The organism is Burkholderia stabilis (genome assembly GCF_001742165.1).
In the GTDB taxonomy this organism is placed as follows: Bacteria; Pseudomonadota; Gammaproteobacteria; order Burkholderiales; family Burkholderiaceae; genus Burkholderia; species Burkholderia stabilis.
Genome location: NZ_CP016442.1, coordinates 23,015 through 41,014, shown reverse-complemented (window position 1 = coordinate 41,014; position 18,000 = coordinate 23,015). Strand labels below are relative to the sequence as shown.

The window sequence follows — 18,000 nt, the reverse complement described above, 5'->3', positions numbered from 1 at the left end:
GCGCCCCTCCCCACCGCACTCAATCCACCAGCGCTTTCCCGAAGGCGTCCTTGATTTTCGCCTTCCATTGCTTGCGGATTTCGGCGATGACCGGATCCGGAAGCGAGATGTAGTCGAGATCCGTGGCGGCCTGGTTGCCATTGCGGAACGCCCAGTCGAAGAACTTCAGCGTTTCCTTGCCCTGTTCCGGCTTATCCTGCTTCGTGTACAGCAGCACGAACGTCGCGCCGACGACCGGCCATGCTTCCTTGCCCGGCTCGTCCGTCAGGATCTGGTAGAACGACTTCGACCAGTTCGCGCCGGCGGCAGCGGCCTTGAACGTTTCCGTCTTCGGCTCGACCACCGTGCCCGTCGAGTTCTTCAATGCGGTGTAGGTCATGTTGTTTTTCTTCGCATACGCCCACTCGACGTAGCCGATCGCGCCCGGCAGGCGCTGCACGAAGGCCGCGACGCCGTCGTTGCCCTTGCCGCCCGTGCCCGTCGGCCAGTTGACCGTCGTGCCTTCGCCGACCTTCGACTTCCACTCGCCGTTGACCTTCGACAGGTAGTTCGTCCAGATGAAGCTCGTGCCCGAGCCGTCCGCGCGGCGAACCACGGCGATGTCCGCATCCGGCAGCTTGAGCTTCGGGTTCAGTGCGGCGATCGCCGGGGCGTTCCACTTCTTGATCTTGCCGAGGTAGATGTCGCCGAGCACCGGGCCCGACAGCGTCAGCTCGCCTGACTTCACGCCCGGCACGTTGACGACCGGCACCACACCGCCGACCACCGTCGGGAACTGGAACAGGCCTTCCTTCGCGAGCTCGTCATCCTTCAGCGGCGCGTCCGAACCAGCAAAATCAATCGTCTTCGCATTGATCTGCTTCAGACCGCCCGACGAGCCGATGCCTTGATAGTTGACCCTGCCGCCGCCCGCCTTCTTGTACGCATCGGCCCATTTTGTGTAAATCGGTGCCGCAAACGTGCTCCCGGCACCGGTGATATCGGCAGCTTGAGCGGCGGTGGCAACAAGAGCGACGGCGCAGGGAATCAGGATCCGGATGTTCATGTATCACCTCGTGTCAACGGTCGGCATGCTGGCCCACACGCCGGTTCCGATCTAGAAGTCTGATTTATCGAGCTGGATGTACCGGCCGTCGCTCGGCAATGCATGTCGATTGACCGCGATCGTGATCTTCTCGCGATTGCTTTCAAATGCAGTGAGCAACTGCTCGGGGGTCGCCGTGTTTGCGCCGAGCTTGTCTCGAATGATGTCGGACGGGAGCTTGATCGCAACGTACCCCCAACCGGTGCCATAGGCAGAGAACGACAGGCTCAGATCGTCGCAGACGATCGGGCATGTCAGACGAGTGGCGAAGTCTGTCATGGCGCGCGGCGAGTGGTCTCGCATCGGAGGGTGATAGGAGTATTGCATCTGGATGTGAAAACTCAAGGAGCGTGCAACTGCCGGAAACGTTCAGTTCCCGTCACTTGCCGCGATGGAGGCCAACGCTCGATCGCCATCGCGTTGGGCAGTGTCTTCAGCGGAAAAGATGTGCTCGCTGAATGCGATCAGTCTGAAGCCGCTTCCCATGGAGCGCGGAACCGTGATGCCCCAATGCCAACCCCCATCTTGTTCGAATACGTAGAGGGCGGGGGATGTCTGGCTCGGTGCTGACGAAGAAGTCGTCATGGCGTGTTCTCCCGTCATGGGGCGACTGCGGGGTTGCGACATCGAAGGTGCGAACTCAGTCTACGGGCATTCTTGTTGCGCCGCAATATTCCGGTTGCTGTAAGAATTCCGACACGTCAGGCGTCACAATTTTGAAACGACAATATGCAACGCGAGAGCTTGGTGGCATATTGATGTGACGATTGTGATTCTTCGGAGGCTTCATGAACAGCGGTTCGCTTGTTTGGGCCGGAGTGCCGCACAACAGCGATGGCGTGGTCTTTCAAGTTCGTGTTGGGCGCGGACTTCAGCGCTTTCATATCGCGCGGACGGTTCTTGAAAAGGCGCTCGATCTTGAGCGATTGGCGGCCGATGCGCGACAGCTTGAATGCTTTTATGAGCAACTGAGCCCGATTCTGAGCGTCGCCCGGAGAGCGCGCTCAAAGGCCAAGGCGGATACTGTCTCGCTGCACATTGCCGATTTTTTGCGAACGAGCAAGGCGCGCGCCGGGCAGGATTCTGTGGCGACAACGCGGTGAGCGCCATAGAGAGGTTGATAAGCGTCAAGCCTTGGAGGCTACCCTCGTCGCACACTATCTTAAGACTGCGTTCACTCGGAATTTGCGAAGGTGCTGCGATGGATCTCCCGTCTTCAAGCGCAACAACGCCGGCGTCCGAGAAAGGGGCCGATTACCGGGCGGCCGGTGCCAGCCAAAGCCTCGAAATTTCGGGGGCCACCCTCGCAGAGGCGTTCGTGCTGTCAGCGTCATCTACCGCTCACGAAGCAGTGCGATGGGCTGCTCAACTCGATCCACAAGAAGATCCGGAGGTGTTTCATAAGTTGCGGGTTGCCCTGCGGCGCATGCGGTCGCTTTGGTGGGCATATGGTCCGTTGCTTGACAAAGGGGATTCTGCGAACTGGCGCGCCCAATTTAAAACGCTCGCCAACATTGCGTATTCCGGCGAACGTGATCACGCATTTCGGCGGATCGTGATCATGGATTCCGAATGATCGTGATCACCCGTTTCGGTTGATCGTGATCGCTGATCACAGGTTTCCGAAACGCGTGATCACGATGCCGGAATGAGCGATCACGGGACCGAAACGGGTGATCACGTAACCGGAACGTAATCCGGGTTTGAGTCTGGCGGTGGCGTTGCGCATGTATTCACCGACGGCGTTAGCCTGCTCCCTTTTTTGCGGGAGAAGTGCCGATGCCGACACCTCGGATGAGCATGCGCAAATTGAAGGAAGTCCTGCGACTAAAGTGGGCGTGTGGCCTGACGCATCGGCAGATCAGCCGGGCTATCGGCATCAGCGTCGGTGCCGTCTCGAAGTTCGCGGCCCAAGCCAGCCAGGCGGGACTCGATTGGGCGGCAGCCGAAGCAATGTCCGACGACGAACTGGACGCGCGCCTGAGGCCTGCGGCAACCAATGCCGCGGCGACGACGACGCGACGCATCGAGCCCGACTACACGGCATTGCATCGCGAGCTGCGCCGCAAGGGCGTGACGCTGCAACTGCTGTGGGAAGAATACGCTGAAGCGAACCCCGGCCAGCGGACGTACCGCTACACGCAGTTCTGCCAGAAGTACAAGGACTGGGCGAAGTCGATCAAGCGCTCGATGCGTCAGCAGCACCGCGCCGGCGAGAAGCTGTTCGCGGACTTCGCGGGTCCCACCGTGCCGGTCCTGGCGAGCGATGGCGGCGTCGAGTTCGAGGCGCACGTGTTCGTTGCCGTGCTCGGCGCATCCAACTACACGTTCGCGTGCGCGACGCGCACCGAGACGATGGCGGACTGGATCGGCAGCCTGTGCGATGCGCTAGAGTTCATTGGCGGCGTGCCCGAGCTGCTCGTGCCCGACAACCCGAAGGCGCTGATCGCGCGACCCGACCGTTACGAACCCGGACTCGGCACGACCACGCAGGACTTCGTGAACCACTACGGCACCGCGATGCTGCCGGCGCGTCCGCGCAAACCGCAGGACAAGGCCAAGGTCGAAGTCGGCGTGCAGATCGTCGAGCGCTGGGTGCTGGCCCGACTGCGCCACTATCGCTTCTACAGTCTGGCTGAACTCAACAAGGCGATTGCAGAACTGATCGCCGACCTAAACCAGCGCCCGTTCAAGCGGCTCGAAGGCAACCGGCGTGAATGGTTCGAACGGCTGGACCAACCCGTCCTGCGCCCGTTGCCCGTGCGTCGCTACGAGATCGCCACCTTCCAGAAGTGCCGTGTGAACATCGATTACCACGTCGATGTCGGCGGCCACTATTACAGCGTCCCGCATAGCCTCGCACGGCAGGAGGTCTGGGCGCGTATCACACGCCACGGCGTAGAGATCCTGCATGGCGGCAAGCGTGTCGCTGCGCACGCTCGCTCGCGCCTCAAAGGCAAACACACGACCATCGCCGAACACATGCCGGCTGCGCATCGCGCGCACATGGAATGGACGCCTGGGCGCCTGCTCAACTGGGGCGCATCCGTCGGCCCCGGCGCCGAGGCTGTCGTGCGGCATCTGCTGACCAACAAACCTCACCCCGAGATGGGCTATCGCGCCTGTCTCGGTCTTCTCTCGCTCGCGCGCAAGTACGGCAAACACCGCCTCGAGGCCGCATGCCAGCGTGCATTGAAGATCGGCTCGCCCACGCGTCGCTCCGTGCTGTCAATCCTGGAAGCGGGACTTGACCTGCAGCCCTCGCTCCCGACCACGCCCGCCGAATGGCGCTCGCCCGAGCACGAGAACGTGCGCGGCCCCGACTACTACCACTGACCCGAAGGAGGTCACGATGTTGATGCAGCACACCCTTACCCAGCTAAAGGCGCTCAAACTGGACGGCATGGCTCGCGCGTTCGAGGAGCAGTCAACGCTCACGGCAAGCACCAGCCTGTCATTCGAGGAACGCGTGGGCATGCTCGTAGATCGCGAGCTGGCCTGGCGTGATACGCGACGACTCGAACGTTTGCTGCGCGCCGCGAAGCTCAAGAACCCACAGGCCTGCGTCGAAGACATTGAATACCGGCAAACCCGTGGGCTGGACCAGCGCATCGTCGCCACGCTCGCCGGCTGCGACTGGGTGCGCAATGCTCAGAACCTGATCCTGACCGGCCCCACCGGCGCGGGCAAGACGTGGCTCGCTTGCGCGTTCGGCCAGCAGGCGTGCCGGCAGGGCTTCTCCGTGTTCTATGTGCGCGTCGCGCGGCTGTTCGAAGAGCTGAAAATCGCGCACGGCGACGGCAGCTTCACACGTCGGCTTGCGCAACTCGCGAAGATTGATGTGCTGATCCTCGACGATTGGGGCTTGCAGGATCTCGACCAGGCGGCGCGCAATGATCTGCTTGAGGTACTTGATGATCGTGTCGGTACGCGCTCGACTGTGATCACCAGCCAGTTGCCGCTCGAACACTGGCACGCGTGGCTGCAGGACCCCACGCTCGCCGATGCGATTCTCGATCGGCTCGTGCATCAGGCCCACAAGCTTCCGGTCAAGGGCGATTCGATGAGAAAGAAAACGAAATCCGAGTCCGCTGACGCCTGATCGTGATCACCGTCGCTATAATCCATTGACCGCGCAACACCACCTTCCAGACTGATCACGTTCGCCGAAACGATTGATCACCATCGCCGAAATCCGCAGCCAACATTGCAGGCAAAACGCGAGACTGGGACATTTTGCAGGGGCTGCTCACCCAATACGAAGCGGCTAAGCATCCTCGCGTATCGCTGCTGATGTCCGTAGCCAGTTGTCGTAGCGACGCGGCGTTGTTCAGTTGCAAGGCGATACGAGAAGCGGATGTGAAGCACGCACTTAACCGTGCTGTCGAAAGCGCTCGGCATCAACTGGCCACCTCTGCCGAGACGCCTGCATTCGAAAAGTTCATCAGGAGCCGCGTGCTTGTGGCGGAACGCGCCCTGGAAAAGCGGCTCAGGCGTGCAACATCGCATGGCGAGTCGAGCTACGCGGCGCTCCACGAAGTCCGAATTGCGGGAAAGAGATTGCGGTATCTGCTCGAGTTTTTCTCACCAGTTCTTGATATTGGCCACCGCGAGACGATCAAACGATTAAAGGCTGCCCAAGACGAGTTGGGCGAGCTGAACGACGTCGTGGCGAGCGAGGCGCTGCTTCAAGAATATGGGCCTCAATTTGGCCAGCGCGAAATGGTGGATGCGGCTGTCAGCTATCTTCACGATCAAAAAAAACGACGTGTGCACCGCGCGTACGAAACGCTACGCCATTCCCGATAGCTCGAAAATTTCTCAACCAGACGAATCTGCCGCTATCAAGATGAAGCCGTCGCTTCATAGAAGGCGTGATTGATAGCGCAAGATATTCGCAGGACGCCTGTCTGGCTGACGCAACCAAGCGAGCGGCGGTTGCTGCTTGGAAGGGGGCGTTGCGGTGGAAGAGGAGCCCGAACGGCTGTTGAAGGGCGCAAAGAACCGTTCGCTCGGCTCCCCGATACGCATCTGGTGCCGGTCAGCTTCGCTGGCGACGCCCACTGCATCCGCACCGCGGCTTCTGCCCCCTATCAGAAGTGGCTCGGTCGGCAACCCTACCCGGGGAGCAGCATTGCCACGGCCGCTACGCCCATGACTGCCGTCGCGATCCAGCCAAGAATGATTAGCGGACGACTTGCAGTGAAAGCACCCATCACTGACTTCTTCGATACCAGCATGATGATGACCACCGTCAGCGGTACGGCAACCACACCGTTGATGACTGCACTCCAGAACAGGGCTTTCATCGGGCTGATCGGCGAATACTGGATGCCGAGTCCGGCAAGCACGCTGACGGCGATGATGCCGTAGAAGCCGCGTGCATCGGCGACCTTGCGCTCGAGCCCCTCCTTCCAGCCCATCGCCTCGGAAAGCGCATAGGCACCGGATCCGGCCAGCACCGGTACGCCGATCAGACCCACACCGAGAATTCCGAGGGCAAAGATGATGTAAGCAAAGTCGCCGGCGAGTGGCCGCAGGGCGCTGGCGGCCTGCGCCGCCGTGTTGATGTCCGTCATCCCCGCCACGTGAAGCGTGACGGCAGTTGCCAGGATGATGAAAAAGGCGGTGATGTCGGAGTAGAGCATGCCACTCCATGTATCCCATCGAATCCGCCGGAGTTCCACGGAGGCGGCACGCGCATCCCGCACGAGCGGCGCACTGCCGTGGTTTGCTTCCATGTCCTCGACCTCTTCGGATGCTTGCCAGAAGAAGAGGTATGGGCTGATGGTCGTACCGAAGACGCCCACGACCACAGCGGCGGCGCTGGCGTCGAGCGTGAACCTGGGCCACAGCGTACGTAATGCCACCTGGCCCCACGGAACATGTACGGTGAACAGCACCGCTGCATAGGCAAGCAGAGAGACTGTCAGCCACTTCAGGAAAAAGACGTAGCGGTGATAGGGCACAAAGGTCTGCAGCAACAGCGTACCGAACACAAAGAACGCCGTCATCAGGTGGCGATTTACGCCGCTGACCAGTTCTGCGACTTCCCCCATCGCTGCAACGTCGGCAGCAATGTTGAGGGTATTGGCGACAAGCAGTAGTAGCACGACGCCCTGCAGCACAACAGGTGGGAAGGTGGACTTGATATTGGCGGCAAGTCCTTTGCCGGTCACCCGGCCAAGATTCGCGCACATCGACTGAATGGCAGCCATCAATGGGAAGGCCAGCGGCATCGTCCAAAGCATGTTGAGGCCGAATTGGGCACCCGCTGTCGCGGGGCGGCGTAAAGGAGCCGGGGATGGGCGGCGTAATGGCGCCAGCAGAACCGGGGGTAAAACGCGGATTCGAACGGTTTCAAGGTTGCGGTTTTTTGCCGTTTTTGGCAACTGCATTTTGAGGGGGATCTGGCATCGGTTTCGGGGTGCGGTAACTGTCGCCCTCGAGGACGAGCCGGTAGGCGCCGTGGCGTAGTCGGTCGAGTGTGGCGGTGCCGAGGATGCGGTTGTCGGGGAACGCGGCGCCCCATTCACCGAAGTCGAGATTCGACGTCAGGATGGTCGCCGCGTGCTCGTAGCGGGCCGCGACGAGATCGTGGAAGTCCTCGTCCTGCGGGGTACGTAGCGGTTTGAGCGCGAAGTCATCGACGATCAGCAGCGGCACCCGGGCGTACTGCTGGAACTTGCGGTCATAGGCGCCGGTGGCGCGCGCGGCGTTCAATCGCTTGAGCAGCTCGGTCTGCGAGATGAACAGCACATCGCGGCCTTGGCGGGCGGCGCAGTGGCCCAGCGCCTGGGCCAAGTGGCTTTTGCCGGTGCCGGTTGGACCGGCGATCAGGATCGCGACCTTCTCGTCGAGATACCGGCCTGTCGCGAGATCATGAACGTGTGAGCGGTTCAACGTAGGCAGCCGGTCGAAGTCGAACGTCTCGAGCGTCTTGCCCATCGCGAAGCCGGCGCGCAGCAGACGGGTGCCGAGCTTCTTGTGTTCGCGACGGGCAACCTCGTCGTGCAGCAGCATGGCAAGGAACTCGGTATAGGCGAGCTGCCCGTCGATCGCCTGACGGTTGCGCTGCTCAAGCGAGTCGAGGATGCCGGACAGGCGCAGCTGTTTGAGGATGGAATTCAATTCGGGACTCGGGTTCATGGTGTCAGTGGATCAGCAGGGATTGGAGATCACGGCCGAAGCGGCCGCCGTTCTGGTAAGCGCCAGTCGGGGCCGACGCGGGACGCGGCACCGGTTCGCTGTCCAGGCCTTTGTCGAGGATGCCCTTGATGGTGCTGTACTTCGCGCTGCTGAACGCGAGCGCACGCTCGCAGGCTGCTTCCAGCCTCTGATCGCCGACTTTCTGTCGCAGCCGGATGATCCCCTGCGCGCCGCGCAGGTTGACGAGCACCTTGTCGTTGAACAGCGCGAGGATCACGCCGTGGCACGACGGCCCGATCTCCTTCGCGCGCGCCAGACACCACTGCGGATCGTGCTCGAGCCAGGCCTGCGCTTCGGGCGGCTGGTGATCTCGCACCGTGTGGCGACCGCCGGCCCGCTGCCGCGGATGGGTTGCGACGAGTTCATGCCGATGGAACAGCTGGATGACCGTATCGGTCGCCTTCAGCCAGAGCGACTTGCCGACGAGCGTGAACGGTGCAGAGTACAGCGCGTGCTTGTAGACGACGTGGCCGTCGCGATGGACCGCCACCTCCTTCCAGACCGACAGTACCGGCGGCACGTCCGGCAATGCAGCGAGCAACGGGCGCTCGACGCCGAAGCGCGTCAGCGGCCGTTCGTGGACGGTGCCGTGGATACGAGTGCCGGCCTGCTGCATCACCCATTCGCGCAGTTGCCGGTTGGCGTCGGCCAGATCCCGGAACTCGCGCAGCGGCACGAAGGACTTCTTGACGTATTTGACGCCCGATTCGACGACGCCCTTCTTCTGGGGATCGTGCGGCGGACAGGCGTCGATCCGGAATCCATATCCCTCGGCAAGCGCGGCGTACGAGCGTTGCACCGCCGGCTCGTATCGACACGCCCGGATGATCGCGCACTTCGCGTTATCGATGATGACCCGGTCGGGACAGCCGCCGAACCATTCGAAGGCGCGCCGGTGGCTGGCGAGCCACGTCTCGACGGTCTGGTCCAGCACGATCTCGGCATACTGGTGGCGCGACCAGCACAACGTCATCACGAAGATCCACGTCCGGACCGCAATGCCCTCGACCGTCAGCACGGGTCCCGCGCCGAAGTCGACCTGCGCGGCGTCGGCCGGTGCGAAGTCGAGGATCGTTGTGGTGGCCACGCTGCGCTCGGCAGCCAGATGGCGCAGCATGCGCTTCACGGCACAATAGCTGCCGGCGTAGCCATGATTGCGTTGAAGGGCGGCATGGATCGTGGTGCCCTGAACGCCGGCGGCAAGCCATTCGCGGACCTGTTCGCGATATGGCTCAACCGTCGACACACAGGTGTGCGGCAGGTGCGGCGTGCGCCCGAAGACACCCGCGATCGTAGCGTCGTCCGGCAGCGGCTGCACCGGATCCAGCCAACTACGCGCTTCAGCCTCGCGGCGCACGGTCGTCAGCTTCTTGCGCCCCATCAAACCGCCGCGCGCGATGTCGCGGTCAGAATCGCCTTGCCGCATGCGGACAAGGACTTGGCGGTATTCAAACAATTCGAACCTCCTGTTGGCCATGGACGCTCCGTTCAAAAAGAACGGAGCGTACCGACTCGGAAAGTTCGAACCGCGTTCTCGCCCTGATGCTGCTGGCGCCTATGCGCCGCCCCTAACGTGGCGCCATTACGCCGCCCTTGGACTGGCGCCTATGTGCCGCCCCTCAAGTGGCGCCCTTATGCCGACCCCGCATTGGCTCCATAGCGCCGCCCCGTGACACCCGCCTGGGAATAGGTTGCAATGCCGCTTGGATCGTCGTCGGCGACACCGGTGATAAGTCCCGGCCCGACCCGCGACAGAGGGTGCTCCTTCAGACGCTCCCAGAGCACCCGAAAGGTGTCGCTGCGCGATGCTCGATCGACGTCCATTTACCGACCTCACTAATGGGAAGCGAGTACAGGTATCTTCGAAGACACGAAAGAGCACCGTCAGTGAATTGAACCTGCCGGCGGTGGGCACGCATTGATGCGGATCAAGTGTCTCCCAAGACGCTACGCTGGTGGTCCAGGCTCATTTCGCGAATGTCCGCTCCAGTCGTGTCAGCTGACGCCTGGGAGTCGCCACGCAAAATGTCCCTTGCGGGTCGGTAACGGCCATCGCTGAAACGGCCGGCGTAGGTCTAAGGAAACGCTGATCAATGAGCCTGTCGTCCGCATAACGGACGAGGCAGGTTGCAATTTTCAGATTGACGTAGGAATTTGACGACATGCGAGGTGAGTTTCGCTCGTATTCGGGCCTCACTTCCCGCGTTTTTCACACACATGACGGATTGCTCCCATGAGTCGACAACAGCTGATTTTTCGCGATCACCAGGTTCGCCAGCGCGAACAGACTGAACAGCTGTGCCGTGTTCCTGGCTAGACCCTTGTAGCGCACCTTGCGATGACGAAACAGGTTCTTCACGACATGAAACGGATGCTCGACCCGGGCGCGGATCTGCGCCTTGGTTCGCTCGACCGCGATCACGAGGTCCTTCAGCGGACCTTCCTGCATCGCCCTGATCTTTCCGCGCTTGAGCGCCACGTGCCACTTCACCGTCTTGCCCTTCATCTCCTCGCGCTTGTCCACGCCGGTGTAGCCCGCATCGCCAAACGCTTCCTGCTCATGACCGTGCAGCAGGGCGTGGGCCTGCGATACGTCCGGCTCGTTGGCCGCCGTGGTGACCACGCTATGCACCAGACCCGAGTCGGCGTCGACGCCGACATGGGCCTTCATGCCGAAATACCAGTCGTTGCCCTTCTTCGTCTGATGCATCTCCGGGTCACGGCTCTTCCCGGCGTTCTTCGTGGACGGCGCAGCCTCGAAGATCGTCGCATCCACCAGCGTGCCTTCCTTCATCATCAGCCCGCGCTCGCACAACTCGATGCCGATCTCGTCGAACAGCTTTCGCGTCAGTGCGTGCTCGACCAGCAGGCGCCGGAATTTCAACAGCGTGGTGGCGTCCGGCACGTTCTCGCGCGCCAGGTCGATGCCCGCGAAGGCGCGCATCGCGATGCTGTCGTAGAGCGCATCTTCAAGCCCTTCGTCCGACAACCCGTACCACTGCTGCAGCAAGTAGATCCGCAGCATCCGTTCCAGGCCAATCGGCGGCCGGCCACGCTCGCCCTTCGGGTAATACGGCCCGATCACCGACAGCAGCCGCGACCAAGGGACGACCTTCTCCATCTCGGCCAGAAAGCGTTGACGCTTGGTCACCCGCTTCTTGCCCGCACTTTCCGCTTCCGCAAAACCGATCTGCCGCTGCATCGTCGTGGGTCCGTTCCGTGAGCTTCTTTCTACAACGCCCTTGGCCTCGTCAGCGATGACCGCCAAGCCGAATTGATCAGTGTTTCCCTAAACGTAGGTTTGTGATCTGTGCCTTGTCAGGCAAGGCGCAGGTACTGCTGCATCATTGGAGTGACGGGTGCAGGTGCTGCGGTGGGTTGCATGCTCATGTGACCGGGAAAGCCGCCAACGATTTGCCAGCCGACCCTTGCAGCAGTGGGCGGGAAAGGCTTCTCGCAAGGCTTTCTGCAAGGCTTTCTGCAAGCCTTCTCAAAAGGCTATGGCTAATCAGGAACAGGAACAGGAACAGGAACAGGAACAGGAACAGGAACAGCAGCAGGAAACATCATCGACCCGCGCGCGAGGCGGGAACACCGAACGATGATGATGCCCCTACCCTGATGAGATACCGCCCGGGACGCCTCTTGCCTAAAGCCAATGGCCTCAGGATTCGTTTACAGCCCTTCCAAGCGGCTCGCCAAATCCTCCCGTGGTGCGGTATAAGTAACTATCACAAACGTCCTATCAGGTCAGAAATGCGTGCAACCATGCCGATTGCATAGCATGCCGGGTGGCGAGCTGGGCGCCACCGGCCGTAGTGCGCGCTTACGTGCAACCGACGATATGTAAGCGCCCGTCCGAATCGTCCTTCGGACCGCCGCTCTCCCCACGCCTCCGGCGCGGGTCCCCGTGCGGCTCGATTCGGGCGCGCGGAGCGCGCAACAGCATTGGCGACTTGCTAGCGCTTGGCTTGCAGGAGGTGTCGGCCCGCCTCTTCTTTCTCATTGGGGCAAGCGCCCTGGCGCGCGTCAGGCCGTAGGCAAAGCTCGCGGGGAGGCGGTGCACAACTCCGGCACCGCGCAGCGGCTGTCCACACCCTTGCGGTGTGGGCAGCGGAGTTGTACACGGACGGGCGCGGATGCTCCACGAGCCGATGTACAACCCTTTTGTTAAAGACTTTATAGATTTAAAGTTATCTGCGCGCGCGCGTTACACATCCTAGAGCGCCGTCCCTGCTGGCTCCGCGAGCCGTCCGCGTGGGTGAATGTACGTGTCGTGACGTGTCTAAAAGTACGTGCCAATCCACAGCAACGCGTGTGTGAAGGTACGAAGGAACGAGCACCTTATCCACAACAGGTCTCGCGCAACTATTCAGGTCTTCTGAGGCTCTCACCGCCGGAGCTCAAAAGTTGGCGAAGAACCGTCTCGAGCTCATCGCGCGAAACGAACTCCTTCACATCACGCGCGCCGTCCGCAGGCATTGTTGCTTGCTGAGGTTCATCCAGAGGTTGTGGATGCATGGCCGTATCTGCACCCCAATTATCGGAGAGCTTGAGCTTTAATCGGCTGATTGCGGCAGGGTGCGGGTCAGTCGGCGAGAAGGGACGTTGCCACGGGTCAAGCGACCTGTAATCCCAATGCCTTTGCTCATCTTCGTCTTCGGGTTCGAGAAAGTCAGGTGGGCCTGCAGGACGCTCCTCCCGTACTCGCGCACCTAAGCTTGCAAGTTCAAGTTTCCAAGCTTCAAAGGCAGCACACGCTTCTACTCCATCGCGCGCGGCACGTGGTCTGCCACCCTGCTTACTCGGGGAAACAGGCATAAGCCCTTGATGCATTCGATCGACGCCGACAGCGAAGATGCGTTCGGCTTTCTCAAAGCGATCCAAACGTGACGTCGGATCTGCTCCCTCCGGCAGTTCATGCAAACCTAGACGAAACAGGTCGCCGTCCGTCAATTTCAAGCCCAGGGAGGTATCCGCTGCAGCAACGACTGCAGCCAATTTGGCGAGGCTGAAGCTCGTTTCTTTTGACAGGTAGCGCTTGAATGCTTGCCCACTGCTTCCATCGCCCCCCGAATGATCCGGCTTGACGCCACGCGCAATATCAAGCTTCAGAGATCTGAGCCCCATCGGCATGTTCGCTTCGAGCTCCTTTTCAGACAACGTAGGTGCCGCCGCCTGGATCCGTCGAAGGACCGATACCGTGACCTCCGTCATTCGGTTACGACCAGATGCACCACCTCTCATACGCGCCACGAGCGACCTCTCAAAACCTATCGGAATTTGCTTTTTCCCTCTGTCGAGAAGGTAAAGAGAATTGCAATGAAGGTCAATGAACGTCAATGAACAGAGGTGAAGGCATGAGTGAAAAGAACGGCCAGATGCGCGATTTCAGGGTGAAATTTAACGTAATGGCGGAGTCAGCCTTGATCACGCCAGCCGAATTTGCGGCGCTCATGGGCCTGAGCAGGAGTTCGTTCTATCAACGTCGGTATAAAGGAGATCTACCGGACCCCGTGATCGCAGAGAATCGGTGTCTGCGGTGGAGGGTTCGTGATGTGCGAGCGTGGCTTGGTGCTCTGTATGCCGCCGAACCGATTGTGCGCCGCGGTCGTCCGCGCAACTCAACCTTCGGGGCCGTATCGGGCGCGCAATGAGCACATCAAAGGCCCTGGCCTTATGCCAGCGGCGCACCAAAGAGGCTCTTGAGCGAGTTCGGCGCAACAATGAGTCGCATGAAGATCGTGCGAGTGCAACCGCTCCTGTCAGCGAAGCACTTTCGGATCAGCGGGCCGATCAGGTCTGGAAGAACATGTCCAGCAAGTCCGTTGTTTCCGCCTGTACGCGCAAACCGGCGAACGACGTGGTCCCTAGCAAGCTGTCGCCAATCCGGCATGCCCAGCAAGATTTTTTTGTCGCGGATCTCTGCGATGTCGCATTGAAAGACGACATGGCTAGCATGGAGCACCCGCTGTTTGCCCTGAAAGCAGGCGACCGCCGCGTGCGTCGCTACGTGAATGAGCGCTCAGGCCACTACGTCGTGGTCAAACCCGGGTCCGATGGCTGTGCAACCATTCTGGATAAGGATATCTGGATCTATTGCATCAGCCAGATGGTGCCCGCGCTGGATCGTGGTCGTGATGTGAGCCGCACCATACGCTTCACCGCGTACGACTTTCTTGTTACCACCAATCGCCCGACCTCAGGAGTAGGTTATGCGCGTATGGTTGATGCGTTGCGTCGCCTCAAAGGCACCTTCTTCGAGACGAACATTCCCACCGGAGGAGAGAACAAGGTCGACCTCGTCGGGTTGATCGATCATGCCACGGTAATTAAGGGCGGGAACGACAACCGCATGGTGGCAGTCGAAGTGACACTCCCAGAGTGGCTGTGGCGATCCGTCCAGGCACGAGACGTCTTGACCCTCAGCCGCGATTACTTCCGACTACGCAAACCGCTCGACCGGCGCATATACGAGCTAGCCCGCAAGCATTGTGGGCGAAAACAGTCGAAGTGGCCCGTATCCGTCACGATCTTGCATAACAAAAGCGGCACCACTGGCTCGCTGCGCGAGTTTCGGCGACACATCAAGGCACTGGCGAACGCCGACCAGTTCCTTGACTACCAGGTCTCGCTCAATGCTCAACGCGACACTGTAACGTTTTACGCACGCTCAGCGAAGGGAGCGAAGGCGCGGTTTGACGACATCCTGGGTACGGTACGGTCAAACGCAGGCGGAAAAACGGCGGAGCCGAAGACTAGCATGACGAGAAATGACGAAAGACAAAAGCATGTAAAATCAAGGCGTCCGTGCAATGATGAACGGACCAACAAGGGCTTGATTTCGGTTCACACGGCAGGGGTCACTGGTTCGATCCCAGTACCGCCCACCAAAGAATTCAAGGCCCTGCGTCTCACGACGCAGGGCCTTTTCGTTTTGGCTACGCAGAATTTGCGCTTGCCTGCTTCAACCTGCCTCGAGGGGCATCTCCCCCAAACGAACCGTTGCCTCGAATTCAGTCGGCGGGCATCACGGCATCCTGATGTCCGTCCCGGTCAACCCGGCAGGCGTAGCGCGGTTTTCCAAAATAATTCGACGCCGCCAATCAAAATCCTCCGCACAAACAATCTTCTCGAATGTTTGGCCATTGATACCGCGCCATTCGCAGAACACCGACAGCCTGCATTGCCGATAAAAATCAGACGAATGGATTGCAAGCCGCAAAGCGTCGCTATTCGCACACCAGCCAAACGCCGTCCTGTCGGTGCATTCAACCCTTCCGGCACCGGCACAAAACTCAGATGTTTCATACGCTCAACACGATTCTTTCAAGCATGAAAGAAAGAAAATTGCTAGTGTAATATTTGGTAATTTTCTTGTAACATTTGTAGAAATCCGGATGAATAAAATCGTTACACCATATAACAGCCAGCCGAATCAGCATCGCATTGTCGGCACGGACATCATGATTTGCGATGGTGAGCTGGCGATAGAACGAAAACCCCCATGTCACCCGAGAAGAACGATTACACCCTGTGGCTTACCGGTCTGAGCGGCGCCGGCAAGACAACCCTCTCGCGCGAAATTGCCCGGCAGTTGCGTGCCCGCAATGTCGCGACATGCATTCTCGACGGCGACGAATTGCGTTCGGGCGTCTCGCCCGATCTCGGCTTCGCGCGAGAAGATCGCACGGAAAACTGTCGTCGCACTGCCGAAATGGCAAAACTGCTCAATAATCAGGGTTTTACGGTGATCGTCGCACTGATCTCGCCTTACGAGGCTGATCGCCAGCAGGCACGAAAAATCGTCGGTGCCGATCGATTCGTCGAGATCTACCTGAAAACCGATATTGCAACTTGCTCCGCACGTGATCCGAAGCAGCTTTATGCAAAAGCGATCACCGGTCAGACGACGCAATTTACCGGCATATCGGATCCATATGAAGTACCGACCACCCCCGATCTCATCGTCGAGACGGGGAAAATGGATATCACATCGTCGGTAGCACTCGTAATGAATTTTGAACGGCAGCGATTCGCACACGCGTAATCCCGCCCTGCTCTCCCTCCGCATCCGAGCAACACCCCATTTGTTTTCCTGTGATCGGGCCACCTCGAAGAGGTCGGCCCGATACGTTGAACCTGCTCCCTACCGAGAGCATCAAGCGCTGTTGCAGGGAAATACGCCTCTCTCCGCGCCCGACGACACTCGTCAGATCCCTGTCGATAACGATTCGATATGCCTCTCGCGCGATTGCAACCGCATGATCGCGGGGTAAATCGTCGCGTAACTATCCCGCCCGCTCCGCCGTCGCATCGAACGCACGTTTCGCCTTGTCGACGATCTCGTCGACCTCCGCCTCACGGATCACGAGCGGCGGCGACAGCAGCATCCGGTCGCCGGTCGCGCGCATGATCAGATTGCCGTTGAAGCAGAAGTCGCGGCAGATCGTGCCGATATCGACGTCCGCGCCAAACCGCTCGCGCCGGCCCCTGTCACGCGCGAGCTGAACGCCCGCGACCAGCCCCGCTCCCGCAATCTCCCCGACGATCGGATGGTCGCCCAGCGCATCGCGCAGCCGGCGCTGGAAATATGGCCCGATATCGTTCTTCACGCGCTCGACGATCCCTTCGTCGCGCAGCAGCTTCAGGTTCGCGACCGCGACGGCCGCCGCCACCGGGTGCCCGGAATACGTGAGGCCGTGATTGAATTCGCCGTTGTCGATGATCGGGCGCGCAACGCGCTCGTGAATGCCGACCGCCCCCATCGGCACATAACCCGACGTCAGCCCCTTCGCCATCGTGATGAGATCCGGCTCGAAGCCGAAGTGCTGGTGCGCGAACCATTCGCCGGTGCGCCCGAACCCGCCGATCACTTCGTCGGCGACGAGCAGGATGTCGTACTTGCGGCAGATCCGCTGGATTTCCGGCCAGTACGTCGACGGCGGGAAGATCACGCCGCCCGCGCCCTGGAACGGCTCGCCGATGAACGCCGCGACGTTCTCCGCGCCGAGTTCGAGGATCTTCGCTTCGAGCTGCTGCGCGCGCGCGAGGCCGAACGCCTCCGGTGTTTCGCCTGGCTGCGCTTCACCGAAGAAATACGGCTGGTCGATGTGCACGATGTGCTCGACCTTCGACGGCATCTGCTCGTGCATGTAGCCCATCCCGCCGAGCGTGCCGCCGGCGATCGTCGAGCCGTGATAGCCGTTCTTGCGCGAGATCACGTATTTCTTCTGCGGCTTGCCCTGCACGCGCCAGTACTGATGCACGAGGCGCAGCACGGTGTCGTTGCCTTCCGAGCCGCTGTTGCAGTAGAAGAAGTGGTTGAAGCCTGCGGGCGTCACTTCCGCGAGCATCGCGGAGAGCTCGATCACCGGCGGGTGCGTGGTCTTGAAGAACGTGTTGTAGAACGGCAGTTCCTGCAGCTGGCGATACGCGGCGTCGGCGAGTTCCTTGCGGCCGTAGCCGACGTTCACGCACCAGAGGCCGGCCATCCCGTCGATGACCTTGTTGCCTTCCGAGTCCCACAGGTAGACGCCTTCGCCCTTCACGATCACGCGGCTGCCCGCGCGGTTCAGTGCGCCCATGTCCGAGAACGGGTGGATGTGGTGCGCAGCGTCGAGCGTGCGGTATTCGGCGGTCGCGTGCGCGGTCGTGCGTGGTGACACAGCTTCGTTTCGATCGGTCATTTTTCCTCCGGATAACAG

At 60.7% G+C, this 18,000-nt stretch carries 16 protein-coding genes and 1 pseudogene; 8 read left to right on the top strand and 9 right to left on the bottom strand.

Annotated elements, in window-relative coordinates:
* Positions 1 to 19: 19 nt before the first annotated feature.
* Positions 20 to 1,045 (bottom strand): phosphate ABC transporter substrate-binding protein PstS, encoded by a 1,026-nt coding sequence (pstS, locus tag BBJ41_RS00155; RefSeq protein WP_069744785.1) that lies wholly within the window; start codon positions 1,043 to 1,045, stop codon positions 20 to 22.
* 51 nt (positions 1,046 to 1,096) lie between these two features.
* Positions 1,097 to 1,363: a hypothetical protein gene (locus BBJ41_RS00150; protein ID WP_069747534.1), complete on the bottom strand. Its 267-nt coding sequence runs from the start codon at positions 1,361 to 1,363 to the stop codon at positions 1,097 to 1,099.
* Positions 1,364 to 1,872: 509 nt separating this feature from the next.
* Here BBJ41_RS00150 and BBJ41_RS38315 point away from each other — a divergent pair.
* From BBJ41_RS38315 to BBJ41_RS38305, 5 genes are all read left to right on the top strand, one after another.
* Entirely contained in the window at positions 1,873 to 2,187 is a 315-nt protein-coding gene (locus tag BBJ41_RS38315) for a hypothetical protein (RefSeq protein ID WP_083281766.1), read from the top strand.
* A 98-nt stretch (positions 2,188 to 2,285) separates the two neighbouring features.
* Positions 2,286 to 2,660: a CHAD domain-containing protein gene (locus BBJ41_RS42065; RefSeq protein ID WP_083281765.1), complete on the top strand. Its 375-nt coding sequence runs from the start codon at positions 2,286 to 2,288 to the stop codon at positions 2,658 to 2,660.
* Between the two features lie 203 nt (positions 2,661 to 2,863).
* A complete protein-coding gene (gene istA, locus BBJ41_RS00140; protein WP_011875599.1) occupies positions 2,864 to 4,420 on the top strand; it encodes an IS21-like element IS408 family transposase in 1,557 nt (518 codons plus the stop codon).
* Positions 4,421 to 4,436: 16 nt separating this feature from the next.
* Complete coding sequence (gene istB / locus BBJ41_RS00135; RefSeq protein WP_006397350.1) at positions 4,437 to 5,186, top strand: IS21-like element IS408 family helper ATPase IstB; 750 nt, start codon at positions 4,437 to 4,439, stop codon at positions 5,184 to 5,186.
* Between the two features lie 134 nt (positions 5,187 to 5,320).
* Positions 5,321 to 5,893 carry a CHAD domain-containing protein gene (locus BBJ41_RS38305; protein WP_236872041.1) on the top strand — a complete coding sequence of 191 codons (573 nt, stop codon included), beginning with the start codon at positions 5,321 to 5,323 and terminating at the stop codon, positions 5,891 to 5,893.
* 308 nt (positions 5,894 to 6,201) lie between these two features.
* On the opposite strand, the gene BBJ41_RS00130 is transcribed toward BBJ41_RS38305, so the two are convergent.
* The 6 genes and pseudogenes from BBJ41_RS00130 to BBJ41_RS40120 form a co-directional block, all read right to left on the bottom strand.
* On the bottom strand, positions 6,202 to 7,482 hold the full coding sequence (locus BBJ41_RS00130) for an NRAMP family divalent metal transporter (protein WP_069744784.1): 1,281 nt from the start codon (positions 7,480 to 7,482) through the stop codon (positions 6,202 to 6,204).
* Positions 7,445 to 8,233 carry an IS21-like element ISBmu1 family helper ATPase IstB gene (istB, locus tag BBJ41_RS00125; protein WP_012213993.1) on the bottom strand — a complete coding sequence of 263 codons (789 nt, stop codon included), beginning with the start codon at positions 8,231 to 8,233 and terminating at the stop codon, positions 7,445 to 7,447. The genes BBJ41_RS00130 and istB (BBJ41_RS00125) overlap by 38 nt, the downstream gene beginning before the upstream one ends.
* Positions 8,234 to 8,237: 4 nt before the next feature.
* Entirely contained in the window at positions 8,238 to 9,749 is a 1,512-nt protein-coding gene (gene istA, locus BBJ41_RS00120; protein WP_027809980.1) for an IS21 family transposase, read from the bottom strand.
* A gap of 218 nt (positions 9,750 to 9,967) precedes the next feature.
* Positions 9,968 to 10,117: pseudogene (locus BBJ41_RS42060) on the bottom strand (divalent metal cation transporter); the annotation flags it as partial.
* A gap of 385 nt (positions 10,118 to 10,502) precedes the next feature.
* Complete coding sequence (locus BBJ41_RS00115; protein WP_007182917.1) at positions 10,503 to 11,495, bottom strand: IS5-like element ISBmu23 family transposase; 993 nt, start codon at positions 11,493 to 11,495, stop codon at positions 10,503 to 10,505.
* A 1,166-nt stretch (positions 11,496 to 12,661) separates the two neighbouring features.
* The gene (locus BBJ41_RS40120; protein ID WP_156814702.1) at positions 12,662 to 13,456 is read right to left on the bottom strand and encodes a hypothetical protein; all 795 of its coding nucleotides are present in this window, start codon (positions 13,454 to 13,456) and stop codon (positions 12,662 to 12,664) included.
* A gap of 197 nt (positions 13,457 to 13,653) precedes the next feature.
* On the opposite strand from BBJ41_RS40120, the gene BBJ41_RS38300 reads away from it, so the two are divergent.
* From BBJ41_RS38300 to cysC, 3 genes are all read left to right on the top strand, one after another.
* Entirely contained in the window at positions 13,654 to 13,950 is a 297-nt protein-coding gene (locus BBJ41_RS38300) for a helix-turn-helix transcriptional regulator (protein ID WP_175972737.1), read from the top strand.
* Entirely contained in the window at positions 13,947 to 15,632 is a 1,686-nt protein-coding gene (locus tag BBJ41_RS38295; protein WP_236872040.1) for a replication initiator protein A, read from the top strand. Before BBJ41_RS38300 ends, BBJ41_RS38295 begins: the two co-directional genes overlap by 4 nt.
* Positions 15,633 to 15,800: 168 nt before the next feature.
* Positions 15,801 to 16,343, top strand: a complete 543-nt coding sequence (gene cysC / locus BBJ41_RS00110) for an adenylyl-sulfate kinase (RefSeq protein WP_069744783.1) — start codon at positions 15,801 to 15,803, stop codon at positions 16,341 to 16,343.
* A gap of 241 nt (positions 16,344 to 16,584) precedes the next feature.
* On the opposite strand, the gene BBJ41_RS00105 is transcribed toward cysC, so the two are convergent.
* On the bottom strand, positions 16,585 to 17,982 hold the full coding sequence (locus BBJ41_RS00105) for an aspartate aminotransferase family protein (protein ID WP_069744782.1): 1,398 nt from the start codon (positions 17,980 to 17,982) through the stop codon (positions 16,585 to 16,587).
* Positions 17,983 to 18,000 lie beyond the last annotated feature (18 nt).

Bases quoted from the DNA above. Each gene is read 5' to 3' on its own strand.
- pstS (WP_069744785.1), bottom strand. From the start codon at position 1,045: ATGAACATCCGGATCCTGATTCCCTGCGCCGTCGCTCTTGTTGCCACC.
- BBJ41_RS00150 (WP_069747534.1), bottom strand. From the start codon at position 1,363: ATGACAGACTTCGCCACTCGTCTGACATGCCCGATCGTCTGCGACGAT.
- BBJ41_RS38315 (WP_083281766.1), top strand. From the start codon at position 1,873: ATGAACAGCGGTTCGCTTGTTTGGGCCGGAGTGCCGCACAACAGCGAT.
- BBJ41_RS42065 (WP_083281765.1), top strand. From the start codon at position 2,286: ATGGATCTCCCGTCTTCAAGCGCAACAACGCCGGCGTCCGAGAAAGGG.
- istA (WP_011875599.1), top strand. From the start codon at position 2,864: ATGCCGACACCTCGGATGAGCATGCGCAAATTGAAGGAAGTCCTGCGA.
- istB (WP_006397350.1), top strand. From the start codon at position 4,437: ATGTTGATGCAGCACACCCTTACCCAGCTAAAGGCGCTCAAACTGGAC.
- BBJ41_RS00130 (WP_069744784.1), bottom strand. From the start codon at position 7,482: ATGCAGTTGCCAAAAACGGCAAAAAACCGCAACCTTGAAACCGTTCGA.
- istB (WP_012213993.1), bottom strand. From the start codon at position 8,233: ATGAACCCGAGTCCCGAATTGAATTCCATCCTCAAACAGCTGCGCCTG.
- BBJ41_RS00115 (WP_007182917.1), bottom strand. From the start codon at position 11,495: ATGCAGCGGCAGATCGGTTTTGCGGAAGCGGAAAGTGCGGGCAAGAAG.
- BBJ41_RS38300 (WP_175972737.1), top strand. From the start codon at position 13,654: ATGAGTGAAAAGAACGGCCAGATGCGCGATTTCAGGGTGAAATTTAAC.
- BBJ41_RS38295 (WP_236872040.1), top strand. From the start codon at position 13,947: ATGAGCACATCAAAGGCCCTGGCCTTATGCCAGCGGCGCACCAAAGAG.
- cysC (WP_069744783.1), top strand. From the start codon at position 15,801: ATGTCACCCGAGAAGAACGATTACACCCTGTGGCTTACCGGTCTGAGC.
- BBJ41_RS00105 (WP_069744782.1), bottom strand. From the start codon at position 17,982: ATGACCGATCGAAACGAAGCTGTGTCACCACGCACGACCGCGCACGCG.